Annotated in this window: 21 protein-coding genes and 1 rRNA gene; 10 read left to right on the top strand and 12 right to left on the bottom strand. The window is 62.4% G+C overall.

What is annotated here, in order from left to right; all coding sequences use genetic code 11:
- The first annotated feature begins 14 nt into the window (after positions 1-14).
- Both ACIQTW_RS20845 and ACIQTW_RS20840 read left to right on the top strand, forming a co-directional pair.
- Positions 15-1,622: a beta-N-acetylhexosaminidase gene (locus ACIQTW_RS20845; protein ID WP_402941132.1), complete on the top strand. Its 1,608-nt coding sequence runs from the start codon at positions 15-17 to the stop codon at positions 1,620-1,622.
- Entirely contained in the window at positions 1,619-3,034 is a 1,416-nt protein-coding gene (locus tag ACIQTW_RS20840; protein WP_402941129.1) for a DUF4032 domain-containing protein, read from the top strand. The genes ACIQTW_RS20845 and ACIQTW_RS20840 overlap by 4 nt, the downstream gene beginning before the upstream one ends.
- Here ACIQTW_RS20840 and ACIQTW_RS20835 read toward each other — a convergent pair whose 3' ends face one another.
- Together ACIQTW_RS20835 and ACIQTW_RS20830 are read right to left on the bottom strand one after the other, a co-directional pair.
- Positions 3,035-3,736, bottom strand: a complete 702-nt coding sequence (locus ACIQTW_RS20835) for a GntR family transcriptional regulator (protein ID WP_402941127.1) — start codon at positions 3,734-3,736, stop codon at positions 3,035-3,037.
- A 34-nt stretch (positions 3,737-3,770) separates the two neighbouring features.
- On the bottom strand, positions 3,771-5,237 hold the full coding sequence (locus ACIQTW_RS20830; RefSeq protein ID WP_402941124.1) for a chlorohydrolase family protein: 1,467 nt from the start codon (positions 5,235-5,237) through the stop codon (positions 3,771-3,773).
- Between the two features lie 141 nt (positions 5,238-5,378).
- Here ACIQTW_RS20830 and ACIQTW_RS20825 point away from each other — a divergent pair, with 141 nt between their 5' ends.
- From ACIQTW_RS20825 to ACIQTW_RS20800, 6 genes are all read left to right on the top strand, one after another.
- Entirely contained in the window at positions 5,379-6,428 is a 1,050-nt protein-coding gene (locus ACIQTW_RS20825; protein WP_402941121.1) for an ABC transporter permease, read from the top strand.
- 35 nt (positions 6,429-6,463) lie between these two features.
- Positions 6,464-8,188 (top strand): ABC transporter substrate-binding protein, encoded by a 1,725-nt coding sequence (locus ACIQTW_RS20820; protein WP_402941118.1) that lies wholly within the window; start codon positions 6,464-6,466, stop codon positions 8,186-8,188.
- A gap of 100 nt (positions 8,189-8,288) precedes the next feature.
- A complete protein-coding gene (locus tag ACIQTW_RS20815) occupies positions 8,289-9,290 on the top strand; it encodes an ABC transporter permease (protein ID WP_402941116.1) in 1,002 nt (333 codons plus the stop codon).
- A complete protein-coding gene (locus tag ACIQTW_RS20810; RefSeq protein WP_402941113.1) occupies positions 9,287-10,345 on the top strand; it encodes an ABC transporter ATP-binding protein in 1,059 nt (352 codons plus the stop codon). Before ACIQTW_RS20815 ends, ACIQTW_RS20810 begins: the two co-directional genes overlap by 4 nt.
- Before the next feature lie 8 nt (positions 10,346-10,353).
- On the top strand, positions 10,354-11,376 hold the full coding sequence (locus ACIQTW_RS20805) for an ABC transporter ATP-binding protein (protein ID WP_402941110.1): 1,023 nt from the start codon (positions 10,354-10,356) through the stop codon (positions 11,374-11,376).
- A 36-nt stretch (positions 11,377-11,412) separates the two neighbouring features.
- Positions 11,413-12,642, top strand: coding sequence for an amidohydrolase family protein (locus ACIQTW_RS20800; protein ID WP_402941107.1), 1,230 nt, complete (start codon positions 11,413-11,415; stop codon positions 12,640-12,642).
- 98 nt (positions 12,643-12,740) lie between these two features.
- Here the strand turns inward: ACIQTW_RS20800 and ACIQTW_RS20795 are convergent, their stop codons facing one another.
- The 7 genes from ACIQTW_RS20795 to ACIQTW_RS20765 form a co-directional block, all read right to left on the bottom strand.
- Positions 12,741-13,253, bottom strand: a complete 513-nt coding sequence (locus ACIQTW_RS20795) for a pyridoxamine 5'-phosphate oxidase family protein (protein WP_402941105.1) — start codon at positions 13,251-13,253, stop codon at positions 12,741-12,743.
- Between the two features lie 35 nt (positions 13,254-13,288).
- Positions 13,289-14,524, bottom strand: coding sequence for an MFS transporter (locus tag ACIQTW_RS20790; RefSeq protein WP_402941102.1), 1,236 nt, complete (start codon positions 14,522-14,524; stop codon positions 13,289-13,291).
- A gap of 283 nt (positions 14,525-14,807) precedes the next feature.
- The gene (locus tag ACIQTW_RS20785) at positions 14,808-16,271 is read right to left on the bottom strand and encodes an FAD-binding oxidoreductase (protein ID WP_402941099.1); all 1,464 of its coding nucleotides are present in this window, start codon (positions 16,269-16,271) and stop codon (positions 14,808-14,810) included.
- 100 nt (positions 16,272-16,371) lie between these two features.
- Positions 16,372-18,315 carry a glycoside hydrolase family 13 protein gene (locus ACIQTW_RS20780; protein ID WP_402941096.1) on the bottom strand — a complete coding sequence of 648 codons (1,944 nt, stop codon included), beginning with the start codon at positions 18,313-18,315 and terminating at the stop codon, positions 16,372-16,374.
- Positions 18,316-18,317: 2 nt separating this feature from the next.
- Positions 18,318-19,250, bottom strand: coding sequence for a sugar ABC transporter permease (locus tag ACIQTW_RS20775; RefSeq protein ID WP_402941093.1), 933 nt, complete (start codon positions 19,248-19,250; stop codon positions 18,318-18,320).
- Complete coding sequence (locus ACIQTW_RS20770) at positions 19,250-20,908, bottom strand: ABC transporter permease subunit (RefSeq protein WP_402941090.1); 1,659 nt, start codon at positions 20,906-20,908, stop codon at positions 19,250-19,252. Before ACIQTW_RS20770 ends, ACIQTW_RS20775 begins: the two co-directional genes overlap by 1 nt.
- 97 nt (positions 20,909-21,005) lie before the next feature.
- Positions 21,006-22,304 carry an extracellular solute-binding protein gene (locus tag ACIQTW_RS20765; protein ID WP_402941087.1) on the bottom strand — a complete coding sequence of 433 codons (1,299 nt, stop codon included), beginning with the start codon at positions 22,302-22,304 and terminating at the stop codon, positions 21,006-21,008.
- Between the two features lie 209 nt (positions 22,305-22,513).
- Here ACIQTW_RS20765 and ACIQTW_RS20760 point away from each other — a divergent pair, with 209 nt between their 5' ends.
- A complete protein-coding gene (locus ACIQTW_RS20760; RefSeq protein WP_402941085.1) occupies positions 22,514-24,277 on the top strand; it encodes a glycoside hydrolase family 13 protein in 1,764 nt (587 codons plus the stop codon).
- A 20-nt stretch (positions 24,278-24,297) separates the two neighbouring features.
- Entirely contained in the window at positions 24,298-25,320 is a 1,023-nt protein-coding gene (locus ACIQTW_RS20755) for a LacI family DNA-binding transcriptional regulator (protein WP_402941082.1), read from the top strand.
- 7 nt (positions 25,321-25,327) lie between these two features.
- On the opposite strand, the gene ACIQTW_RS20750 is transcribed toward ACIQTW_RS20755, so the two are convergent.
- From ACIQTW_RS20750 to rrf, 3 genes are all read right to left on the bottom strand, one after another.
- Positions 25,328-25,849: a GNAT family N-acetyltransferase gene (locus ACIQTW_RS20750; RefSeq protein ID WP_402941080.1), complete on the bottom strand. Its 522-nt coding sequence runs from the start codon at positions 25,847-25,849 to the stop codon at positions 25,328-25,330.
- The gene (locus tag ACIQTW_RS20745; RefSeq protein WP_402941078.1) at positions 25,842-26,336 is read right to left on the bottom strand and encodes an SRPBCC domain-containing protein; all 495 of its coding nucleotides are present in this window, start codon (positions 26,334-26,336) and stop codon (positions 25,842-25,844) included. The genes ACIQTW_RS20750 and ACIQTW_RS20745 overlap by 8 nt, the downstream gene beginning before the upstream one ends.
- 103 nt (positions 26,337-26,439) lie before the next feature.
- Positions 26,440-26,533 (bottom strand): 5S ribosomal RNA (gene rrf / locus ACIQTW_RS20740); the annotation flags it as partial.

The following is a 26,533-nucleotide window of genomic DNA, read 5'->3' as shown; positions in this document are numbered from 1 at the left end:
CCGGAAAGAACGGCATGAACACCACAGATAACCTGATCCCACGGCCTTCGCACGTGGCACTCCTGGATGGACAGGGTTTCACCCTCGCATCCGCAGCACGGATTGCCGCTCCCCACCAAGCAGTACCGGTCGCTGAGCAGCTCGCCTCGGTGTTGCGCCGCGGCACCGGCTTTGATTTGCCCCTAGTTGAGGACACCCAACCAGGTGACATCACACTGGAGTTGCTGGAAGAGTTCGACGGCGGCGCGGAAGCTTACGCGATAAGCGCCACCGAGGGTGAGGTAAGGCTCACGGCCTCCACTGCCGCAGGACTTTTCAACGGAATCCAGACGCTTCGCCAGCTCTTCCCCGCGGCCGTTGAGGGCGCTGAGGGCCCTGAGGGTCCTCACTCAAGCCAACGCGCGTGGGTGATCCCCGCCGTCGAGATTGCGGACGCCCCGCGATTCGCGTATCGCGGACTAATGCTGGACGTTGCCCGCAGCTTCTTCACAGTGGAGGAGGTGAAGAAGCAGATCGATGTCATGACGCAGTTCAAGCTGAACGCCCTGCACTTGCACCTCACTGACGATCAAGCATGGCGGATCGAGATCCACGATCCCGGGTCTGGGGGCAATCCCTCCGGAATGCCCTATGCGAATCTCACCGCCGTGGGCGGACGAGGCGCTGTTGAGGTCCCCACCGCTATGCCCGCTCGGGGCCGCGAAGGGTTCTACACGCAGCAGGACTTCAAAGACATCCAAGCCTATGCCGCCAGCAAGAACGTCCTGGTGGTGCCTGAGATCGACCTCCCGGGACACGTCAATGCTGCCCTCGCCGCCATTCCACAGCTGAGTGCTGACGGCCAAGCCAAGCCCATGAGCACCACGGCGGACGTGGGCTGGTCAACGCTCAGCGCAGACTTGCCAGCAACGTATGAGTTCGTACGCGAGGTCCTCGGACAGCTCGCTTCCATCACTGCGGGCCCGTACCTCCACATCGGTGGCGACGAAGCCCTGGTGACCGGTCATGAGAACTACGTGACCATGGTTCAGGAGTTTGCCAACATTGCCGCCCGGACCGGTAAAACAGTGGTGGGCTGGAACGAGTACGCCGCAGGTGAACTTCCCCAAGGCGCTGTGATCCAGTACTGGCACGGCGACCTCGCTCCGGTGGTCCAACAAGCGGAGACCGGTGGTTCACCCGTGATCATGTCGCCGGCCGCCAATACATATCTGGACCAAAAGTACGCGCCGGACTCGCCCATCGGACTCGAATGGGTGGAAGGCGGACCGTTCACCTGGGCGGAGTACTACAACTGGGATCCTGCCCAAGGCGGGCTGAAAGAGCACCATATCCTCGGCGTCGAGGGTCCCCTGTGGACCGAAACGGTCCGTGACAACCAGCAAGCCCAGTGGCTCCTTTATCCGAGGGCCATTTCCCTGGCCGAGGTTGCCTGGTCCGGTCAGGAGGTCCGGAACGCCGGTGACTTCCGACGACGACTGGGCGCCTTGGGTGAGCGGCTCACCAGGCAGGGCGTCGTCTTCCAGGAAGCGCCCGACGTCGAGTGGTCGGCAAGGTCCACGTGGACGTTCCCGGAAGCGGCGACGTCCTTCCCTCCCAAGTACGGAACAATTGAGGCATGAGCGAGCAAAACGAAGCCCAGTGGCACGACGAACCCACCGACTACGGGCAGATCGGAAAGCTCCCCAGGACCGAAGCGGCAAGTGCCCAGGACACCGCACCACCTGCGAGTGTCATCGGATCCCTGAACATCACCGCAGCGGCGGCAGATCCGGAGTTGCTGGACCTCCCGTGGCACATCGCCCTGGAAGACTGGCCTGCCGAGAACCTTGCAGCGCTCCCCCGCGGTATCTCCCGGCACATCGTCCGCTTCGCCCACTTGGGCGGCTCGGTTATCGCCATCAAGGAAACCTCTGAGCACGTTGCCCGTCACGAATACCACATGCTGCGTAAGCTGGCCCGGCTGGACGTCCCCTGCGTTGAGCCGGTAGCTGTCATTACGGGCAGGACCACCGCCGACGGCAAGCCGCTGAACCCGGTACTGGTTACGCGGCACCTGAAGTTCTCCATGCCGTACCGTGCGCTGTTCTCGCAGATGCTCCGCAAGGACACCCTCACGCGACTCATCGATGCGCAGGCGCTGCTGCTGGTGCGGTTGCACCTCATCGGCTTCTACTGGGGTGACGTTTCGCTGTCCAACACCTTGTTCCGCCGTGATGCCGGCGCCTTTGCGGCTTACCTCGTGGACGCGGAAACGGGCGAGCTCTACCCGGACCTGTCCATGGGCCAGCGGGAATACGACCTTGAAATCGCCCGCGTCAACATCGCCGGTGAACTAATGGACCTGCTGGACGGCGGCCTCATCGAGGAAAAGGTGGACCCCGTGGCCACCAGTGAGCTGATCATGGACAGCTATCGCCGGCTCTGGACCGAGCTGACGGAAAAGGAGTCCTTCGAGCTCGGCGAACGGTGGCGGGTGGGTGCCCGCATCCGACGCCTCAACGAGCTCGGCTTCGACGTGGAGGAGTATGCCATCAAGACCACGGCGGACGGCTCCACCATCCAGCTCCAGCCCAAAGTCGTCGACGCCGGTCACCACCAGCGCCGGTTGCTGCGCCTTACCGGACTGGACGCGCAGGAGAACCAGGCCCGCAGGCTCCTCAATGACATGGACCAGTTCCGTGCGGACAACAACCCGGACTTGGACGAGGAAATCAGCGCCCATATCTGGGTTAGCCAGATCTTCGAGCCCATCGTGCGCTCCATCCCCCGGCACTTGGCCGGAAAGCTGGAGCCCGCGGAAGTAGTGCACGAAGTTCTGGAGCACCGCTGGTACATGAGCCAGAAGCAGGACAGGTATGTCCCCTTGGCCGAGACCGTACAGTCCTACCTGGACACCGTGCTGCAGCACCGCCGCGACGAAGCTGCCATCATGCTGAACCCGGACACCGAGCTGCTCAAGATCCTTGAGGTCGAGGTAGAGGAATCCGGCCGGTACGACGAAGTGGACGAGTACCCGGACGCCGACGACTAGCTACGGCTCCAGGGTCTCGGCGAGGCCGGCCAGGACTGGTTCGCGGCCCAGTTCGATGTGTGAGTACGCCAGCGAATAGGCCAGGTCCGGCTTACCCTTCAGGATCGCGTTGCAAAGTTCCGTGTGTTCATCGCGCTGGAGTTCGTTGCTGCGATTGTGCGCCAGCCCGAAAATCCAGCGCATCCGTCCGAACAGCGGTTTCACGGATTCAATCAGCAGCCTGTTCCCCGAGAGGCGTACGATCTCGGCGTGAAGCTCGGCGCTGATCACGGCCACGTCGTCGGTGCGGCCGTCGTCGATGGCTGCCTTCGAGGCCTCCATGAGTTCTTCCAGTCGACCACCGTCGCTGCCCTCGGCGACACGTGTGGCAGCCATCCGCGCAGCGAACGTTTCCAGGCAGAGGCGGACGTCGAAGAGCTCGTTGACATCGGTGAGGGTCAGCTGGCGCACCACGGCACCGCGCCGCGGGAAGGTCGCGACGAATCCGTCCTGCTCCAGGCGCTGGATGGCTTCGCGCACGGGAATACGGGAGACGTTGTAAAGCTCCGAGAGTTCGCGTTCCCGCAACCGCATACCTTGCGCGTAAGTGCCTGTGACGATGCCCTCCAACACCAGTTGGTAGACGTTCTCCGCACGGGCCTCTTCATCGCGGCCATTTCCGGTTTCCGGCATCGCCTCAGCCACTGTCAAACTTCCCTTCACGCCAGCGTCCGCTCCCTGTGCCGGACGGCGCCGGTCAGCGTTCCACCCGAGCATACACGGGAGGAAACAGCTCACCGGCCCCACGGTTCCGGGCGTCCCGCATGGTGTAGGCGTTGCGCATCTTATCGAAGAGCTCCTGCCCCTTGACGCGCCAGTAGTCCAGGTCCACTCCCTCGATCTCACCGTTGACCATGATGGTCCTGCCTGCCACCACAGAGAGCACGGCCTGGCGGGCTGTGCCGTTCAGGAGGAGGGTCCGGAGCGGGTCGTCGTGGACGCCGTCGCGGATGTCTCCCAGCGAGAAGGCCACAAGGTCTGCTTGGGCACCGGGTTCGAGCCGCCCCAGGTCAGGACGGCGCAGTGCATGTGCTCCTCCAACCGTGGCGGCGTCGAAGTATCCGGCGACGTTGCCGGCGTCGTTGGTCCCCTCGATGATTTTGGCGAGCTGCACACCGGCATCAATGCCCCTGATCAGGTCCGGCGGGAACGAGTCAGTGCCCAGGGAAATGTTGATGCCTGCCGCCTTATAGGCGTTGAAGGAATCCAACGTGCTGCCATAGCGCATGGAAGTCAATGGGCAGTGAATGATGCTGGCGCCGCTGGCTGCCAGTCGGGCGAGGTCGCCGCGGTCCTCGCTGTGCACCGCAGGATTCCGGTCCGTGTAGGTGGCATGGGGGATCAGCAGGCGTTCGTTGAGCATTCCTACCTGCTCCAAAAGCTCGAGGGGCGTCACCCCGTGCCAGTCCAGAATGAGCTCGCGCTCCACAAGTCCTTGAAGTGAGTGCAGGCGCACCAACACATCGCGTTCCGCGGAGGATGCCGCCGTCTCCTTGAGCAAGTCGAGATCCAGCGTCTCGATCCGGCACGGGAGCAGGACTCCATTAACCAGGGGATCGTCGAGTTCGGTGGCGTGGTCAATGAAGCGCAAGGCATCGGTCAACCCCTCCCGCCCGCGGTCGACGTCGAACATCACTGAACGTTCGCCGTTCTCCAACACCACATTGACGCCCGAGCGGTACGCCGGGCCCATGTAGCCTCGCAGGCCCAGGCGTCGACTGGTCTCGGCCATGCCTACCAGTTCCTCGAAGGGTTCTGCCCACTCGGAATGAACCTCCGATGCGATGGGCATGTAGGTGGTGATGCCATGCAGAACCAGCTGGATCAAGGCGTACTCGCGAATCTCCTGTCGCTCTTCGGCCGTGAAGACGTCAGAGCGGCGGTGACGGAAGTAGTCCTCGGACCACTGATGCCCCTTGGCCTGCTCCGGACCTGCCCAGCTGTCCAGAATGAGGTGGTCAATGTCCGTGAGGGCATCGAGGTCGATCAAGCCGGGCATGAGCAACGCCTCGCCTACGTGGAGTTCTTCGTCCACCGGACCCGTGTAGCCAGTCCCCACGTAGTCAATGGTGTGGCCGCTGTAGACCACGGATGCATTCTCCAGCAACACGTGGCGTCCGTTGTGATGGCCCAGCACATAGCGGGCGGTGACCTTGGTAGGCACGGCGACTCCTGTTTCCTGTCCGCCAGGACAGCTCGTATTACTCTCTGGTATTCCAAACAGTACATTATTTGTGATTTACATCGCATCAATCCTGCTCTAGTCTATTTTGGTATACAAGAACTCCGGAGCCAGCTCCTGATCATGAAACGAGCAGAACCGTTGACCCAGATACAATCCGTCGAACCAAGCATTGGCAGCCCGCCTCTCCCTCCGGCAGGGTCGCCGGAGGCCAAGGCACCTGCCGAAGCACGTTCCCTCCTCGCCACAGCTTGGATGAGGATCCGGCGCAGCAAGATTGCCCTCCTCAGCCTGTGCGTGGTGGTGGCCATCCTGCTGTTCGCCATCCTGGCTCCCGTACTGAGCGCCATGTCCGGCAACGATCCCTACACGTCCAACACCAGCCCGGAAGTTCTGGACGACTTTCAAACGCCCGGCCTGCCGCTTCCCGGCTATATGTACCCGTCGGCCCAGCACTGGTTGGGAGTGGAGCCCGGGCTGGGGCGCGATCTCTTCGCGAGGCTCGCGTATGGCGGACAGGTCTCCCTCACCATCGCTTTGCTCTCCACCGTTGTTTCAGTGGTCCTCGGAACCGTCCTCGGCGCGGCAGCCGGCTACTTCGGTGGCAAGACCGACGCCATCATCAGCCGCATCATGGACTTGTTCCTGGCCTTCCCGCATCTTCTCCTGGTGCTCTCCCTGACACCCATCCTGCAGTCACGGCTCAGGGATACGCCGCTGGGTGAAGGAAGCTTCCTGCCCATGGCCTCCCTGGTCATCATCCTGGGCTTCTTCGGCTGGGCGTATCTCGCAAGAATCGTCCGCGGGCAGGTGCTGAGCCTCCGCGAGCGCGAGTTCGTGGAAGCCGCGCGCTCCTTCGGCGCCTCACACCTCAGCATTCTTTTCCGGCAGATCATCCCCAACGTCATGGGTGTGGTCCTGGTCTATGCCACCATGCTGATCCCCACCAACATCTCGGCCGAGGCAGCTCTGTCCTTCCTGGGCGTTGGCGTAAAGGACCCCACACCGTCGTGGGGCCAGATGCTCAACGCCGCCCAATCCGGCAACTGGTACCTCAGTGATCCGTGGTTCCTCGCTGTTCCCGGCATCATGCTCATCGTCACAGTCCTGGCCTTCAACCTCCTGGGCGATGCCGTCCGGGATGCCTTGGACCCTAAAGCTTCGCGCCACTAACCCTCATCGCCTTACACCCCCTCACAAGGAGCATCATGAAAACCCCTGCAAGAGCTCTGGCACTTTCAGTGTTGATCGCCATGGCCGCTACCGGTTGCGGCGCCGGCCAAAGCCAGCCCAGCAGTTCCAAGCCTGCCGGGTCGGTCACGGAGCTGGCCCCCAACGTGGTCAAGTCGGGCTTCAATGGCAAGGGCGGCAATATCAACGTCCTGATGTCATCCGATTTCCAGACGCTGGACCCCGGAAACAGCAACTACGTCCAGACGGCCAATGTCGGTCAGCTCTACTACCGAACCCTGACCATGGCCAAGGAGACAGCCGGCCAGCCGCCAACAGTGGTCCCGGACCTCGCAACGGATACTGGCAAAGTCTCCGACGACGGCCTCAGCTGGACGTTCACCCTGAAGGAAGGCGTGAAGTTCGAAGACGGCACGCCCATCACCTCGGCCGACATCAAGTACGGCGTGGAACGCACCTTCGCGCAGGATGTCTTCACCCAGGCACCGCAGGAGCTGAATGCAGCCCTCGACGCCGGCGGGTACAAGGGGCCGTACAAGGATCCTTCCGCTGTGCTCAAGGCCGTTGAAACGCCTGATGACCGCACCGTGGTGTTCCACCTGAAGAAACCGTTCGCCGAGTTCCCGGCGTTGGCATCACGCTCCAACACAGCTCCTGTCCCGAAGGCCAAGGACACCAAGCTGGACTACACCAACCACCCCGTGTCCTCGGGCCCGTACATGGTGGAGTCCTATAACCGTGGCAAGTCCCTCAAACTGGTTCGCAACCCGCACTGGGATCCCGCGACGGACCCCAACCGCTCAGCACTGCCGGACACGTTCAGCTTCTCGCTTTCCACCTCGCAGGCCACCATCAGCCAGCAGCTTCTGGCGGACTCGGACCCCAATGCCATCACCTTGGACTCCAATGGCGCGCTCCAAACCTCGGACTCCGCCAAGCTGGCCGACGCCAAGGTTAAAGACCGGGTGGCCTCAGGTCTTTTGGGGTGCAACGACGTCCTGAGCTTGAACACGGAAAAGATCAAGGACCCGGACGTCCGCAAGGCGATCGCGTTGGCCCTTGATCGCCAGTCCATCCTGGTTCAGTACGGTGGACGACGCTTCGGCGAAATCACCCAGAGCCCGCTGAACTCAAAGATGCGCGGCTATGTGGAGACCGAACTGGAACTGGACCCCGCCGGAAAGCCGAAACTGGAAGAAGCCAAGAAGCTCTTGGAAGGCAAGGACTTCCCCAAGACCTTGACCTACGGTTACGCCAACAACCGCGATGCCTTCAAGAACACCGGCACAGTTGTCCAGCAGAACCTCAAGTCCCTGGGCATCGAAGTTGAACTGGTTCCGATTCCGGCACCCAACTACTACTCCGTTCTGGCCAGTGAGCAGCTGCCGGACATGGGCCGTTCCGGCTGGTGCGGCGGAGCCGACCCGGCTTCGGTCCGCACCTCCGCGGATCCCCTGCTGGGACCGAACAACGAGGGCACTAGCTACGGTTTCTCCAATACGTCCCGATACTTTGATCCTGTAGTTTCCAAGGCCATGTTCGACCTGCGAAATACAGACGGCAGCTCCGAGGAACTTGGCAAGAAGTGGTCGGAGGCGTTCGGCTCAGCCCTGAAGACCTACCCGATCGTCCCGCTCATCCGCAGCCACACCAACAGCGTGGTGGGTTCCAACGTCCGCAACGCCCAAGTGGGCTACTTCTTCGGCGGCATCGATCTCTCGATCGTCGGCGTCGAGCAATAACCGGGCTTCGTCAACTAATCGGGCTTCGTCAACTAATCGGCCATAGTCCAGAAGGAGAAGCGGGCCGCCCGCATCAGCGGGCGGTCCGCAAACCACCACCATGATGACTTTCATTCTTCGCCGGGCCGGCTCGTTGGTCCTGCTTCTCGCCGCGGTCAGCTTCATTACCTTTACGCTTTTCCAACTCGGCCCCTCCGACCCCGCAGCTGCTGCTTGCGGGCAGGAATGCACACCCGAACGGGTCGCCGAGGCCCGCGTTGCCTTGGGCATGGATCAGCCCTTTTTCGTCCAGTACGCCGATTACATCCGCGGGCTCTTTTCGTCACGAATGATCGGCGCCCCGGGTGCACAGACCCTCTGTGAATGGCCGTGCCTTGGCAAGTCCTTCCAAACCAATGAGAACGTTGCGGACATTATCGCCCGTTCACTCCCCTACACCTTCTCCATGGCCATCGGCGCGCTGGTGCTGTGGACCATCACCGGCGTCGGGCTCGGCCTGATGGCCGCCCTGCGCAAGGGCTCGTCCGTGGACAAATTCATTGTTGGCGCGGCATCCGTTGGTGTCTCCCTGCCCATCCCGGTTACGGGCTTGTTCCTGCTGCTCCTGTTCGTCAACCAGTTGCACCTCTTGCCCTTCACTACCAACGAGATCAACAGCCCGTTCGGCCCCCAAGGACCTGGTGCGTGGGTGGCCAACTACCTGCTGCCCTGGATTGCGCTGGCTGTGCTCTTCAGTGCCTCCTACATCCGGGTCACCCGCACCAACATGATCGAGACGTTCGGCGAGGACTTCATCCGGACGGCCCGCGCCAAAGGACTGGCACCGCGGACGGTAACGTTCAAGCACGGCGTACGGGCAGGCATTACACCGGTTGTGACCATGCTCGGCATGGACATCGGCTTGCTGCTGGGCGGGGCAGTCCTCACCGAACAGATCTTCTCCGTCCCCGGTCTGGGCTTCACGGCCGTGCACGCCGCCATTTCGGGCGATCTCCCCGTCACCATGGCCATCACCATGCTGGCCGCGTTCTTCGTCATCGTGGCCAACGTCGTAGTGGACCTCGCCTACGCCGCTATCGATCCCCGAGTGAGGCTCCAATGATCCAGTTGAGTAACAACGCCGCAGCGGCGAGCGCCTTGGCCGGCAGTACCGCCACTGCACCGTTCCTTGAAGTCCGTAGCCTTACAGTGAAGTTCCCTACTGATGACGGCGTTGTCTCCGCAGTGAACGGAATGGACTTCTCGCTGGAGCGCGGCCAGACCCTTGGCATTGTGGGCGAGTCCGGTTCCGGAAAGTCCGTCACCAGCCAAGCATTGATGGGCCTGCTGAAGGGCACTTCGGCGCAGGTCACAGGCCAGGCGCTGTTCCAGGGCAAGGACTTGGTCAGCCTGCCCGAGTCCGCGATGCGGCCGCTCCGCGGCCGCAACATCGGGATGATTTTCCAGGATCCCCTCTCGGCACTGCACCCGTTCTACACTGTGGGCCACCAGATCGCCGAGGCCTATCTGGTCCACAACAAGGCGAGCAAAAAGCAGGCCCGGGCTGCCGCCGTCGACATGCTGGGAAGGGTGGGTATCCCCAGCCCGGAGCAGCGCTACGACGAGTACCCCCACCACTTCTCCGGCGGCATGCGCCAACGTGCAATGATCGCCATGGCACTGATCTGCGAGCCTGAGCTCTTGATCGCGGATGAACCAACAACCGCTCTGGACGTGACGGTTCAGGCGCAGATCCTGGACCTCATGTCAGAGCTCCAAGAAGAAACCAATTCCGCGTTGATCCTCATCACGCACGACCTCGGTGTGGTGGCTGAAGTCTGCGACAACGTGCTTGTCATGTACGGCGGGCAGTGCGTCGAGTCCGGCCCCGTGGACGAGATCTTCTACGACACCCAGCACCCCTATACTCTGGGGCTGCTCAACTCGATGCCCACGCTCAACAGCGCATCGAGCCGGCTAAACCCCATACCGGGCCAGCCGCCGTCGCTCCTTGACCTGCCCAAGGGCTGCATTTTCAGTGCAAGGTGCCAATACGCAGAACTGGCCGGCGACGGCATCTGTGCCAGCCAGCGGCCTGAGCTGCTGGTCGAGGAAGGGCACGGCAAACGCTGCCATCTGAGCGGCCCGCAGATCATCACCATTCGGAATTCGCGTTAGGACCTGCCATGGAACATCAGCCAATTCTTCAGGTGGAGAACCTGCAAAAACACTTTCCGCTGAAGGGAGGCCTGCTTCCGGGAGCCGCGAAACGTTCGGTCAAAGCGGTCGACGGCGTATCGTTCAGTCTCGCCCGAGGCCAGACTCTGGGTCTCGTCGGTGAGTCCGGGTGCGGTAAATCGACCACTGGCCGCATGGTGGCGCGCCTCATGGACCCGACGGGCGGCCGGATCCTGGTGGACGGCGAGGACATCAGCCAGCTTCGCGGCAAGGATCTCTACAACTTCCGCCGTAAAGTCCAGATGATCTTCCAGGACCCCTTCGCGTCCCTGAATCCGCGGCAGACAGTGGGTACGGCCATCGCCGCTCCCATGGTGGCGCAGAAGATCAATCCGCCCGGTGGTCTTAAGAACCGGGTGAAGGAACTCCTGGACCAGGTAGGGCTCAAACCCGAGCACTACAACCGTTTCCCGCATGAGTTTTCCGGAGGCCAGCGCCAGCGCGTGGGTATTGCCCGGGCGATTTCCCTGAATCCGTCGGTAATCGTGTGCGATGAACCAGTGTCCGCTTTGGACGTCTCGGTGCAGGCACAGGTGGTGAACCTGTTGCAACAGATCCAGCGTGACACCGGCGTTTCCTACATTTTCATCGCGCACGATCTCTCTGTGGTCCGGCACATCTCCCACGAAGTGGCTGTGATGTACCTGGGCAAGATCGTCGAGCAGGGGCCTCGGGACGCTTTGTTCAGCGATCCCTTGCATCCGTACACCAAAGCACTTCTCTCGGCAGTGCCCCTTCCGGATCCGCGGGCAGCCCGTGAACAGGTGAAGATCCGGCTTCGTGGCGACCTCCCCTCGCCGGCAAACCCACCCAGCGGCTGCGTCTTCCGGACACGGTGCCCGCTCATTGGCACGCTTCCCGATGAACGGCGCCAAAAGTGCATTGACCAGATCCCCACCCCCGCCAAGCCCGCAGCGCCTGCCTGCCATCACACAGGTGTAGCCGCGACGGTGCTGGCGGGCGTGCAATAGAAGCAGGCAACAGATTTACTATCAGAGGAGTAACCATTGAATACCCTGATCCGCGCCGTCCGCCCCTGGGGGCAAGCGCTCAGCGACGTCAGCCTGGTGGCGGGCGAAGCAGGCGGCAAGATCACCGCCGTCGAACCGCATGATCCGGGCCGTGTGGTTCCAGGTGGCGTCACGGTGGTGGAAGGCCGCGGACGTTTGCTGCTTCCGTCCTTCTCGGATATCCACGTCCACCTTGATTCCACCCGTATCGGCCTCCCGTTCCGGGAGCACACCGGCGGTCCGGGCGTGTGGACCATGATGATGAACGACCGTCAAAACTGGCGCAATGCGGAAGTCCCACTGCAGGATCGCGTGAACGACACCCTTGCCCGGATGATCGCCCGGGGCACTACCCGGGTCCGCTCCTACGCGCAGGTTGACGTGGACTGCAGGCTTGAGCGCTTCGACGCCGTTGCTGCCGCCAAGGAGAAATTCGCGGGACAGGCATCCGTGGACATCATTGCTTTCCCACAGGCTGGATTGTTACTGGAAGAGGGGACGGTGGAACTCATGGAGGAGGCGCTGAAAGCCGGCGCCAACGTGATGGGTGGCATCGATCCCTGCACGTTGGACCGCGATCCGGCAAAGCACTTGGACATCGTGTTTGGCCTGGCAGAGAAGTATCAGGTTCCCATCGACATCCACCTCCACGAGCCCGGCGAATTGGGTGTTTTCAGCACCGACCTGGTGCTCGAGCGCACCCGGGCGCTGGGGATGCAGGGGAAGGTAACCATGTCCCACGCCTACCAATTGGGCAGCGTTAACGAGGCCACTACGCGCAGGCTCATTGATGCCTTCGCGGAACTGGACGTGTCCTTGGCCTCGGTCGCTCCGGCTGCTGCAGGCCAACTGCCCATTCCGCTGCTCACCGAGGCCGGCGTTCGTTTGGGATTGGGCGAGGACGGTCAGCGCGACTACTGGTCCCCCTACGGCAATACGGACATGCTGGACCGAACCTGGCAGCTCGCCTTCACCCACGGTTTCCGCAAGGACGAGCTGATCGAGCACTGCCTTGCCATCGCCACCATCGGTGGTGCGAGCATCCTTGACCCCGGCGCAATCAGGCTGAAGGACACGGCCCATCGTCCCGGCGTCGAGGTTGGCGATCCCGCGGAACTGTTACTGGTGGATGGCGAAACTGTGGCTTCAACAGTCATGGACCGGGGCAGAGACCGGACGGTCATCCACGCCGGAAGAGTTGTGGCTGACCAACTGGAACTGGTCTAGCCTCACTGGAACCCGCCCTTGTCCGAACTCCTCACCGTTGAACGTGGAGGAAGTCGGACAAGGGCGGGTTTCTGCGTTGCCAGGCTACTCGCTACTCCCTACTCACCTCTGGCCGTAGGCGCATCATCCAGCGGCGACCACCATGTCACAGCGGGAGTGACAGTGAAGCGACGGCCTGTCACTTCACTGGGTGTGATGCGGATGAACTGGTCCTTCTGGCCAGCTTCCCACGGGAACAGCAGGAGTCCGATGGTATCCAGTACGTCCTGCGTCAACTTCACGGCCGACGCTTGGCCCTTGACCACCACGCTCCATGCCACCCCTGTTTCGGAGTTGACGCCGTCGGCTTCGATGGCCACAGGCGCGTCGCCAAGGGCTGCATGAAGTTTGGTGCCTTCGCCCGTCCGGAACACCATGGTCCCGTGGTCAACCTTGTAATTCACGGGAAAGATGTCCGGGTGGTCATCCACCACAACTGCAAGCCTGCCCACTGAGACACCGCGGAGGAGCTCCCAGCATTCGTTGGTTTCCAGGATTTCCGTGGCAGGTGTTTCCGGCTGTTGAGTCCCTGATGGTGAGTTCGTCATATCGCCGAGGATACGCCGGAGCATAGCCTGCCGACAGTGGCCGAACACCATCTAACGGACTATTCACCCCCGCGTGCGAGGGTGAATAGTCCGTTGGGGGACGAATTTTGGCGCGATGGCTCAACGTTGACCACCGGCCCACGGATGGCCAGGAAACCGGCACCGGCCAGAACTACGGCTTCGGCGGCGAGCGCCTGGAATGTCAGCTCCCAGCCCCCGGTCCAGGTATAGAGGAGTCCGGCCACCAGTGGACCGAGCGAGGCGAGTGCGAACCCCAGCCCCTGGCTCATTGCCGAGAGCTTTCCTGCAGATTGTGGTCCGTCAGATCGGATCACCACCAACGCCATGGCAAGGCCAAACCCTGCGCTCTGGACGACTCCCAGTATCCCCACCATGACGAACTGCAGAGCGGACGGCGCCGCGAGGACTCCCAAAAGTGCCAGGGCAACCGCCAGTCCGAGCCCCGGCGCCATGATCCGAAGGATGGCAGGACGACCGGCCAGCACGGGTGCCAACAAACTGGCCGGCAGGCCCGCCAAGCTGAACCATGCGAGCAGGGCTGCGGCATCGGCTGTTGCGAGCCCGCGGGATACCAAAAATACCGCCAGCCAGGATGTGATCGCGAAGTAGAGCATGGCTTGGAGGCCGAAGAACGCAGTCACGGCCCACGCGGTGCGCTGCTTCCGGAGCGGGACGGCCCGCTTTCCCGTGGCAGTCGTCGACGGCGCGTCCCCGCCCGACGTCGTGACAGCGCCACCCTTGGACCCTCCTGTTCGGCGGATCAGGAAGGCTCCCAACAACGCGGGAACAGCCCATACAGCCAGCGCCGATGGCAGGTTGCCGCCGAAGGCGTGCTCCAGTGGTTGGACCAGTCCCGCCCCAAGCGCCGCTCCAAGGCCGAATCCCATGGTGCACAGCCCTGTCCACCAGCCCGTGCCGCGGTTGGCTTTAACGATCTGGGGCACCAGGACACTCGCGGTCATGATCGCCATGCCGGCCAGGAACGTGCCCGGCAGCAGGAGTGCCGGCACGGTGGCCCGAACCACCAACGCCGCAGCGAGCACCAGCAGGGCAAGAGCCACAGCCCGCCCCGTGCCGTATCGTCTAGCAAGCCAAGGCCCGATGGGACCGGAAATACCAAACGCCAGCACGGGCAAGGTCCCCAGCAACGGCAGCAGCGCGGGGTCCAGGTTGAAAACTCCCGGCACCTGGTTCATGACCCCGGCAACGGTCGTAATCGCCGGTCGAAGGTTAACTGACACCACGACAAGTGCGAGCAGCACCAGGCCAGTCATCAACCTCGGTCTAAATCCCGTCCCAGCCAACCGCTTCACACCCACGTCATTCCCCTCACAAGCCTTTTGGTATACCAAGTAAGACTAAGAGGTGATCAGTGGAAAGTAAATGCCGCAAAAATACGGTCACTAAGTTGACCCCCAGTGCAACCGGTCAAATTTGGGATACCAGGAAGTGCCAAGGCGATCGGGGTTTTGGAGGTGATAGAGCGTCACGCTCAAACACGAGGGACCTGATAGAGCGTCAGAGGGTCTTTTACCTGCGGGACGCCTCAGGGCTTGATCAGATAGCCTTCCCCGGGTTCAGAATCCCCAGTGGGTCGAACAGTTCTTTGACCCGCCGTTGCAGCTCCCGCACGGGCCCGGGCTGCTCCAGGCCGAGCCATCGGAGCTTGTATTGGCCAACGCCGTGCTCACCCGTGATGGTGCCGCCCATATCCAGGCCCACGCGAATGGATTCGTCCAAAGCAGCATTCAGCCTCTTCAAAGCCTCCGCATCGGTGGCTGGGTCCACCCTGTCCATCCAGAAGGTGGGGTGCAGGTTGCCGTCGCCGGCGTGGGCTACTACTTTGAGGCGGACTTGGAATCGGGCTGCCATCGCTTCAAGTTCGGCGACGAAATCCACTAGTCGCGAGCGCGGGACGGCGATGTCTTCGCCCACCCTGAATTCGTCGTCTACTTCCACACCGCGGCTGTTGCGTCGCATTTCCACCAACATTTCGGCTTCGGCGCTGACTTCCGTGGTCACTGTGGCGCCGCCTTCAGCCAGGACTCGCCGAACGACGTCGGCCTCCGCTGCGGCACCAAAGCCGTCAGTCTGGATCAGAAGCAAGGATTTACCGCGTTTTTGGAGGTCGCCGCCATGGAGTTCGTCGAGCTGCACCAACGTGCCGTTGTCCAGGAGCTCCATGATGGCGGGCTGTACCCTGGCCCTGCCCACGGCGAGTACTCCGGCGGCGGCGCTGCGGAAGTCCTGGTAGAAGGCAGCGATGGTGTGCACCTCGGGAGGCAGGTACTTCAGGCGGACGGTCACGCCCACCACGATTCCCAAGGTTCCTTCAGACCCAACAAGCAGCGCGGTCAGGTCGTAGCCTGCCACGCCTTTGAAGGTCTGATGGCCTGTGTGCATCAGTGATCCGTCGGCCATGACAACGTCCAGGGCCAGCACGGAATCCCGGGTCACACCGTACTTGGCGCAACGCAGTCCTCCGGCATTAGTGGCCACGTTGCCCCCGATGGTGGACATCTTGTAACTCGCGGGGTCGGGCGCGTACATCAGGCCGTGTTTGGCCGCGGCAGCGTTCAGGTCCGCGTTGATGACGCCGGGTTCGACGACGGCGGTCTCGTCGTCGGGGTTGAGGTCCAGGATGCGGTTCATCCGTTCGAGGCTCAGGACGATGCAGCCTTGGGTGGCGTGCGCTCCCCCGGAGACGCCGGTTCCGGCTCCTCGGGGAACGATCGGCACTTGATGGGCGGCGCAGCGGCGAACAATGTGTTGTACGTCTTCCACTGACTCAGCCCACACCACAGCGAGGGGCAGGTGCCTTTCCAGCAGTGGTCCTTGATCCACCGAGTACACAGTGAGGGTTTCTTCATCGTCCGCCACCTGCCCGGCCACAAGCCCAGCTGCGAGCTCCTCCAGGAAAGTTCCCCGGATGGCAGGTGGTTGGGTGGCTTCCCCCCGGCCCACTGTGCGTTCCTTGATGCTTTCCCCTGATGTTCCGGCGATGGCCGTTTCGTCCGACAAGGCTTTCCCTCCACATGAGCACCGCGGACACGCCAAACCGGCAGTCTTCGCAGTCTTTCCTTGCCAGTCTAGCCAGCACCGGCATCGCCTTGGGCGCCCTCTAGTGCGTGGGAAGCCGGGTTCCGGGGATCGCCCAGATTCCTGCGGAGATACCTTCCGAGCGCAGGCAAACACCTTCGACGCCGGATGGATCGGCAGTTGCCGTTGCCACCGTTCCGAAGTGGTGCAGTGGCGACAATAGTAAAGCCTCAAGCTGCGCGTCGCTGAGGACCTGATCGTCGAGGACCACAGCGGCAGCATCCCTTGAAACGAAGACCAGTACTGATGACTCCATGGTTTCCCGGACAAAGATCAGGGCGTCGCCCTGGGCGTGCAGCCACCGCACGCCGCCCTCAGTCAGCGCGGGCAGTTCCCTGCGGAGCCGCGCGAGGCTCGCGTAGACGGATCGCAGGTCCTTGACCACGCGATGCTTGACCACAGTAGCCGGCGTATCTTCCGATCCCGGCTCGGTCCACGGCATGGGAGTCCTGGAGTCCTCGCCGTTGAACCCTTCGAATCCAAACTCGTCACCGGCAAACAGCACCGGAAGTCCCGGCAAGCAGAAGGTGAGCACCGCGCCCACTTCCGGGCCGCCGTCGACCATCACCGTGGCTGCACGTGCTGTGTCGTGAGTATTGAGGGCGTTCATGTTGTTTTGTCGCACACCCCAGCTAAATCCCGCTGCGAGGTCCTCATGCGTCGCGAGAAAATCTTCAGTGGAGATCCTGTTGGGCCCGGACTGGGGTGAGCCGAAGAAGTTTACGTTCGGCGCGTCTTTCGCGAGCCAGGACCATAACGGCCGGGTGAGATTGGAATACGTCATGGCCCCCTGCCAGTGCTCACCCGTAACGTCGGGGGCGGCATCTGATGTGGACTCAGCGAGCAGGGCCGCATTCGGATTGATTTCACGTACGCGGTCAGCGATGAGCCGGGCAACTTCATGGTTGAGGTCTATCGCGCCCAGGCGACCCGTCATGTTGCCGACGTCGATCCTCCAGCCATCCAGGTTGAACGGCGCCTTAAGCCAACGGGCCACCACCGAATCATGGTCCTCCACGAAGCGCCGGCGGAGGGCTTCCGAGGACCAGTTGAATTTGGGTAGTGATGGAACGCCCCACCACGACTCGTAGCTGGAATGGTCCAGGCTGAAGTAGTAGTAGCCGGCCTCCTCTGATCCAGGATCGGCGAGCGCTTTGACGAACCACTCATGGGCAGCGCCGGAGTGGTTCGCGGTGAGGTCCCCCATGACGCGGATGCCACGCGCGTGTGCAGCTTCAACGAAATCCACCAACGCCTGGTCGCCGCCCAGGAGCGGATCCACGGAATCGAAGGTGGAAGCGTCGTATCGGTGGTTGGAACGTGCAGGGAAGAACGGCGTCAGGTAGAGGACATCGACGCCCAATTCCTGCAGGTGGTCCAGTTTGCCCGTGATCCCGGGGAGGTCTCCCCCGTAGAACTGTTTGGAGGCTTGCTCGCCCGTCCCGACCACGGGTGTGTCCCAGGAACACGCAATTGCCCAGTCTGGTGTGGGGTGTCCGTCTGCTTGCGTGGATCGGGCGAACCGGTCCGGGAACACTTGGTACATGGTGCTCTTCCGCAGCCACTCCGGTGCCGGGGCGAACGCCGTCAGCCTGAAGTCCGCCGAATCCGAAACGTCCCGGCCGAACAGGCCTTGGGCGGTGAGGTTCCAGTAGCGCCGCTGCCCTGTACCGGCAGGCGCCGGGGTACTCGTGACTTCCAACAGGAAGCGGTACTTGGCCACCGGATTCGCCACGAGCATCGCTGCTTCCCACCAATCCCAGCCATCCACGGAGCCGAGCCGGATGGCGGCGTCGTAGCGGGGCTCACCGTCCTGGACCGAACGGACCCAAACTTTCGACGCCGGACCCCAGCCCTGCGGTATGCGGATCCGAAGGCGAACGGTGTCGCCGAGGGACACTGACCCGGGTCCGGTGTTGGATACGAAGAGACTCGAGCCGTCGTGGTGCGGAAGGGCGATTGGCATGGTCAGCCTTTCACTGAGCCGGCGGTAAGTCCGCTGACGATGTACTTCTGGAGGAAGAGGAACAGTGCCATGACCGGGATCGCGGCGATCACGGCCCCGGCTGCGAAGACACCCCAGTTCTCGGAGCGCTGCTGGGCCACGTAGGAGTAAAGCCCGACGGCGAGTGTCTGGCTGTCCGGATCGGTCAGCACCACGCTGGCGATGACGAACTCGCTTGAAATGCCGATGAAGGCCAAGAGACCCACAACCGCCAGAATCGGCGTGACCAAGCGCAGGATGATGCCGAAGAAGATCTGCACGTGGCTGGCGCCGTCGATCTTTGCGGCCTCATCCAGTGACTGCGGGACTGTGTTGAAGAACCCGTACATAAGGTAGGTGTTCACACCCAGCGCTCCGCCGAGATAGACCATGATGAGGCCCAGCTGGCTGCCCAGGCCCAAGGCCGGAATTACCTGCGAAATCCCGCTGAGGAGCAGGAAGATCGCGACGACGGCCAACAGTTGCGGGAACATCTGCAGCAGGAGGAGGGTCAAGAGTCCCATCCGGCGGCCCTTGAAGCGCATCCGGGAGAATGCATATGCGGCCATGGCGCCGAGGAAAACGGTAGCGGCGGACGTAACTGTACCTACCACCAGAGTGTTCACGAACCAGCGGCCGAAAGGTCGGGTGGGGTCGCTGAAGAGCGCCACGAAATTGCCGGTGTCGAACCTGGAAAACAGTCCATTTGAACCCACCAGCGTGCCATTGGAATCCAGGGCAGCGGAAAGCACATAGAGGAGCGGGAACACGGCGAAGATGGTGGTGACGATGCCCACCACATACCGCCAGCCTTTGTCCTTGAACCAGACCCCAAATGGACGGCGCTTTTGCGCCAACGGCGAGGGGCCGCCGTCGAACGTTCTTTCCTTGCTGGAGGCGAGTGTGCGTACGCTCATCAGTTCACGTCCTCGAGTGCTTTGGTCTGCTTGAAGCTGATGGCCGAAATGGTGGCCACGATGATGAAGATAATGATTGCGAGCGCGCTGGCCAGGCCGTAGTCGCGTCCGGTTCCTTGGCCGAAGGCCACCTTGTAGACCAAGGTGATCAGAATGTCGGTGGAACCGATATCGCGGTCAGTGTCCGCGAAGCGCGGCCCACCGCCGGTGAGCATGTAGATGACGTTGAAATTGTTGAAGTTGAAGGCGAAAGAAGAAATGAGCAGCGGTGCCACGGATACCAGCAACAGGGGCAACTTGATGGAACGGAACACGCGCCAAGCGGAGGCTCCATCCATGCGGGCTGCCTCGTCGATTTCGGATGGCAGCGACTGAAGGGCGCCGGTGCAGACCAGGAACATGTAGGGGAACCCAAGCCAGACATTCACCACCAGCACGCTGATTTTGGCCAGGACCGGGTCCGTAAGCCAGCCGATGTTCGCGCCGCCGAGCAATGTTTGGTTCAGCCAGCCGAACTCGGGGTTGAGGATGCCGGACCACACCAGGCCGGACAGGAAGGCGGGGAAAGCGTAGGGCAGGATCATCAGTATCCGGTAGGCCTTCTTGCCCCGGAGGTCCTCACGGTTGAAGGTCATGGCTAAGAAGAGGCCCATCACAAAGGTGAGGGCGACGGATGCGATGGAGAACGTGAACGTCCAGAGGATCACGCCCACCAGCGGTCCGCGAAGGCTGGGATCCGTGAAGGCCCGAACGAAGTTGTCCATGCCGACGTCAATCTTCCAGCCGGTGGCCAAGGTCTCTCCGCTGGCATCAGCAAACGCGCCCTTGCCGTTGTCGCGGTATTCCGTGCCGGTTTCCGTATCCACGAAGGTATCCGTGGCGGCGTCGTAGGTGAGCGACGGTTTGAACTGGTAAGCCGTGCTGCCGTCTGCTGTGCGCAACGTTCCATCGGCGGGATCATCCGAAACCGGAACCGTGATCTTCAGGATTTCCTGCTGGTTGGCCACGATCTCCTGGAACTTCAGCGTCTGGTAGCCCGGCAAGGAGTTGGCCTTGCCTGTTGAGTCTTTGCCGGCGTCGGGGGCCTCGACGAGCGGATCTTCGCTGCTGCCGAGTTGCGCCTTCCCTGCCGGATCAGTGAACAGCAGATAGAACTCGTTGTCCTTGGTCAGCACGGATGCCTTGTAAGCAGGCGAATCCGGGACGCGTTTCTGTGCTGTCAGCTGGATGGCTGAAACGGCATCGTCCTTAGTGCTGTTGTGCCCATCACCGTAATTGGTGAAGGCGATATAACCGCTGAACACCACCACCAGGACTTGGAACACCAGCAGGAACAGCACCCCGGGAGCCAGGTATTTGGCCGGGAGCCCGCCCTTGCGGAGGTAGATCCAGTTAATGGCCAGAACCACCAGGGACGACACCGCCAGTGCCGCCCACGACTGGCTGAGGAAAAGCATCATCAGGACGTATACCGCGAAGGCGTCCACAAGACCGAGCAGGACAACTTTGAGAAGGGTGCCCTTGAGGGAATCCGGATGGCGTGGGGGCGTGGCTGTGCGCGGCGGCTTCGCTGGACGGCTGGAACTGCTGCCGGCCGCCTCAGCCGGGGCCGCTGGGCCTTGGCTTGAGGGCAGTTCGCGGAGATCAGGTTTTGGCATTGTGGATCCTTGGGTGAAGCGGTTGGCGGCAGGCAGGGCCGGGCGGTGGGATGCCGCCCGGCCCTGGGCAGACCGGTGGAGTTATCCGGTTGCGGTGTTAGCCGCCGATCTTGGACTTGATGCTGTCGGCCATCTTGGTCCAGGCCTCGGCCGGATCGCCCTGGCCCTTGATGATGGCCAGCTCAGTGGCACCCCAGTCGGCCCACACCGCGCTCATTTCCGGGATGGCCGGCATGGGAACACCGTTGGCACCGATCTTGCCGAACGCCTCCACCACGGGATCGCTGGCGGCCTTCTCGAATGACGCCTTGAGGGCCGGCGGCCGTCCGCCTGCTGCATACATGGAGTCCTGCGCCGACTCGGAGGTGAGGTAGTTGGTGACGAACTCGTTGGTGGCCAAGGCATTGGCACTCTTGGCGCTGATGAAGAAGCCGTTGACGCCGATGAACGGCTGGGCGGGCTCGCCGCCGGCGGTAGGCAGCTCATCTACGGAGAACTTGATGCCCTTCTTTTGGACATCCGGAACGTTCCACGGGCCAGTCACGAAGTACGGAGATTCGCCGGCCAGGAACTTCTCCTTGGCAATGTCACCCGTGATGTTGGAGTTGATGATCTTCTCGCCGGCATCACCCCAGGCGGCCAGCTTCTTGGCGAATTCGACGCCGGCAGCGTCACCGATGAGGAGCTGCTTGGCGTCATATTCGCCGTCGGCGTTCTTACCGAAGACCTGTGAGCCCATGGAGGACTGCAGTGGGTACAAGTGATATGGATCGCCTTGCTTCGGGTCCATGCCCACCAGGAACGGGAAAGTGGCTTTGCCGTCTGCCACGGCCTTCTTGCCGTTGGCCACTACTTCGTCCAACGTGGCAGCCTGGCTGTCCACGATGCTGGTGTTGCGCAGCAGCGCAATGTTTTCGATGGCATACGGGACACCGTAGACAGCGCCGTTGTAGGTCATGGCCTTGATGGAGGAATCCTGGAACTGTCCGGCTTTGTCGCCTAGCTCGACGGGTGCGATCACTCCGTTCTGGACGAACTTTCCAATCCAGTCGTGGGGTCCGACGATCAAGTCCGGCCCCTGGCCGCTGGGGACCTGGGTGATGAAGTCGTCCCGCACAGCAGCAAAGTCCTTGACCACGAGCTTCACCTCAATACCGGTATCGGACTTGAACTTCTCTGTGATGTCCTTCAATGCCGGGGAGCGTTCGGCGTCCACCCACATGGTGATAACACCAGCTCCTGCGGCCTTAAGGTCCGGTTTTCCAGCTTCCGAGCTCGGCGCGGTGGAGGCGCTTCCACCGCACGCGCTCAGTGCCAGGGCTGCGGCCACGGAGAGCGCCCCGGTGGCGAAAACGCGCCGGGTGGTGTGAGTCGCGAGGGTATTGTGCACCTTCATTGGTGTCCCTTTCGTTCTTTTTGCTTCGACGGCAAGGGGCTCAGGACCCGTCGAACCGCCGGTGACATGGCTCACAACTGCAAGCGCTTCCAAACACTACAGTGCTTGCCGCATGTTTGAAAAGCCCGCCCCTCCCAAGTCGCCCAAAGACAGCACCCTTAGGACTGGAAACGTTTACAACTTTGCGATTCCTCTTCTACGATGTGTCCATGTCCGTTGATTCCTTGCTCTCGGTCGCGAGCCCCGAGCCCACCACTGTTTTCACGCACCTGACCCCGGTCCACGACGCCTCAATGGCGCACGGATGGTGGCGTTCCGCCGTGATCTACCAGATCTATCCGCGTTCCTTCCGGGACCTCAACGGTGACGGCGTAGGCGACTTGGCTGGGATCACTGCCGAACTGCCGCAGTTGGCGGCGTTGGGGGTCGACGCCGTGTGGCTGTCCCCCTTCTATCGCTCACCCCAGCGGGATGCAGGATATGACGTCAGCGACTACTGCGATGTCGATCCCCTGTTCGGTACCCTGCTCCACTTCGACGCCCTCATCGCAGAGGCCAACAGGCTCAACCTGCGCGTCATCGCGGACCTCGTCCCCAACCACTGTTCTGACCAGCACGTCGCTTTCCAAGCAGCACTTGCTGCCGGCGCCAACAGTGCGGAGCGGGACATGTTCATTTTCCGGGACGGTTTGGGACCCGACGGCAATGAGCCACCCAACAACTGGCAATCGCACTTCGGCGGCCCGGCGTGGACACGCATCATCGAACCTAACGGTCAGCCCGGCCAGTGGTTCCTGCATCTCTTCGACTCCTCACAGCCGGACTTTAACTGGGACAACCCTGCCGTCCATGCTGAGTTTGAACGCGTTCTCCGCTTCTGGCTGGACCGCGGCATCTCCGGCTTCCGGGTGGACGTTGCCCACGCGCTGGTCAAGGCCGCTGGCCTCCCCAACTGGGGTGGGCGTGCAGACGGCAACAGCTCCGACGGCTTCCCGGGCCAGGATGCGCCGATGTTCGGCCAGCCCGCCCTGCACGATATCTATCGCCGCTGGCGCTCCATCCTGGAAGAGTACGGACCGGACCGCATCCTGTGCGCCGAAGCCAACGTGGACCCGCTCCCCCGGCTGGCACAGTGGGTCCGTCCCGACGAAATGCACCAGGCCTTCAACTTCCCCTACCTGCACGCAGGACTGGATGTAAACCGCCTCCGCCACATCATCACCGACTCGTTGGTCTCGCTGGACGCCGTGGGTGCCCCGAGCACCTGGGTCTTATCCAACCACGATGTCGTAAGGCACGTGTCCCGCTTCGGTTACGACGGACCAGGGCCCCGCGACGGTGACGGCATTGGGCCGGATGACGTGCAGCCAAACGAAGAACTCGGACGACGACGCGCTGCCGCGGCCACCATGTTCATGCTCGGACTACCCGGCGGCGCGTACCTCTACCAAGGCGAAGAGCTGGGCCTTCCCGACTCCTTGAGCATCCCCGGCAGCATGCGCCAGGACCCCACGTTTGCCCGCACCGGCGGAGCCCGCATTGGCCGCGATGGCTGTCGCGTTCCGCTTCCTTGGCGTTCGTCCGAACCACACTCCGGTTTCGGCAACGGCATGGACCCATGGCTGCCCCAGCCCGAGTCCTGGCCCGAACTGGCGAGGGACAAGCAAGAGTCGGATCCGGCGTCGCATTTGAACCTTTACCGCCGGATGCTGGCCCTCAGGGCCACGCATCGGCTCGGCGAAGGCTCCCTCGCCTGGGTGGAGGACTACTGCAGCGAGACCTCGCTCGCCTACCTCAACGGCAACACCCTGGTGATCATGAACGTCGGGGCTGAGGCGATGCCGCTTCCAGTAGGGGGAACAATCCTGCGGAGCTCCGTTGCAGAAGGCAGCGCAGCTGATGTAGCAGACGCAGATGTACCAGGCATTGATCTACTAGGCTCGGGGGAGACAATCTGGCTTTCAGCCAGCTAACTTTCCCCCCAAGGAGCAGCATGACCGGCATCAAGGACGTAGCCGAGCGAGCAGGGCTGTCCGTTGCCACGGTCTCACGGGCGCTAAGCGGGAAGGGCAATGTTTCCCCAACAAGCCGGGAACGTGCCCGTGCCGCTGCTGCCGAGTTGGGATTCGTGCTTTCCTACCATGCGTCGAGCCTGGCCTCCGGGCGTACGCACAATGTCGGATTGGTGGTGCCCTCGGTCCACCGCTGGTTCTTCTCAGCGGTGATCGAGGGCGCCTCCGCGGCCTTGCTGGAAGCCGGATACGACCTCACCCTGTACAACATCGGCGAGAACCCCGCGCACCGGCAGAGCGTCTTCAATGATTTCCTGCTCCGCAAGCGGGTAGACGCCGTCATTGCAGTATCCCTGGAGCTCAGCGAAGACGAAATCGAGCAGCTTCATGCGGTGCATCGGCCCATTGTGGGTATCGGCGGCCCCTTACCGGGAGCGTCCACCATCAGGATCGACGACTCCGGGATCGCGCTGAAAGCCACCAACCACTTATTGGGTCTGGGGCACACCAAGATAGCGCATATCACCGGTCACGAAGCCTATGACCAAGACTTCCACCTGCCGGGAACCCGCCGCAGCGGTTTTGAAAAAGCAATGAACGACGCCGGCTGCCCGGTCAGGACGGAATGGATCGTTTCTGCGGACTTCACTATAGAAGGCGCCTACGCAGCCGCGCGGCAACTGCTGGCCAGCGCACCCGATCGTCCAACGGCCGTTTTCGCAGCGTCGGACGAAATGGCTATCGGCACCATCCTGGCCGCCCGGGACTTCGGCCTGCGTATCCCTGACGATCTCTCGGTCATGGGCATCGACGGGCATGACCTGGGCAATGTCCTTGGCCTGACCACCATCGATCAGGATGCCAAAGGGCAGGGGGCCTTGGCTGTCCGGACCCTCCTGGGTGCCATCAACAACGGGCTGGTTCTGGAACCCGCAGACACGGAGCACCCCACCAAACTGGTGGTGCGGACAAGTACCGCTGTGCCCAGGCCCGGCACCTCCTAGGACGTTCCTAGGGCAGCCGCCGTTCCATCACTAGCTCCAGCTTTGACGTGTCCTGCGGATAAGGCCGGCTGGCACCCGTGGTTTGGAATCCGTGACGCCTGTAGAACGCCAGCGCCCTTGAGTTGTCCTCATGCACCCCAAGCTCAATGCTTTCCGCTGCCAGTTCTTCCGCTGCGGCCTTGCACGCCTCGTTCAGGAGTTCGTCAGCAAGTCCCAGCCCGCGGTGCTCGGGGGCAACATAGACGCTGATCAGCATAGCCTGCAGCGGCTTCTGCGGGCTCTGGGGGTGTTTGACCACCACGCGCATCAGGCCGCAGAATCTGCTGCCGTCCTCGCCGCCGTCGGCAACGAGGGTGATACTGGCGTCCCCGGACATCGCGGCCGCACGCTCCTGCCATTGGGTGTCCGTTTGCCGGCGCGCAGCATCCAGGCTTTCCACGTAGGCCATGGGCGTATCTCTGAGCATCTCCAGGCGGACAGCCCTCAACAAGGCCCAATCGTTCGCGTGGAGCTTGCGGATCCTAGGCAACTGCTCCGCCCATGAATCTCACGTAGCGCTCCAGGACACGGGGCCACCCCTCGGCGTAGGACGCGCGCGAAGCGGCAGGGTCTTCGGCGCCCTCCCAACCGTCATGGACCAAGCGAACTTCAGTGCCCTCTTCCACGGCCCGGAACGATACACGGATCTCGGTGGACCAGAGAGGTGTGCTCGCGGGATACCAGCTGGCGTGGAAAGACAATGGCGGCTGCCAATCGTCGATGGTTCCCCAGACGGCGGTACGTCCGTCCTCGGCCGTCTCGAGGATCAGGTTCTCTTCGAACTCAACATGTGATCCCTCGCCGAACACACTCTCTTGTTCCAGCGGCCACCAAAGATGCGGATGATCCGTGAATCCCTGGAAGGCATGTGAGACGTTCGTGGGAACGACGACTGTAATGATGAGCGGCTCCAGGGCGTCGTTGTCCTGCTGGGACGGCTCGGGATCCGACTCGGGATGGCTGAAGAGGTTTTCCATGACCACCAACTCTACCGGGGGCAGGAGGCACACACTTGGGTTAACCAGGGGAGTTAAATGCAAAGAGCCCCGACCTTCGTGGTCGGGGCTCTTTTCAAATTATGTCCGGCGGTGTCCTACTCTCCCACACCCTCCCGGGTGCAGTACCATCGGCGCTGTGGGTCTTAGCTTCCGGGTTCGGAATGGGACCGGGCGTT

Source organism: Paenarthrobacter sp. NPDC090517 (assembly GCF_044769165.1).
Taxonomy (GTDB): domain Bacteria; phylum Actinomycetota; class Actinomycetes; order Actinomycetales; family Micrococcaceae; genus Arthrobacter.
Note: the sequence above shows the minus strand (reverse complement) of the source record. Positions and strands in the feature narration are given on the sequence as shown.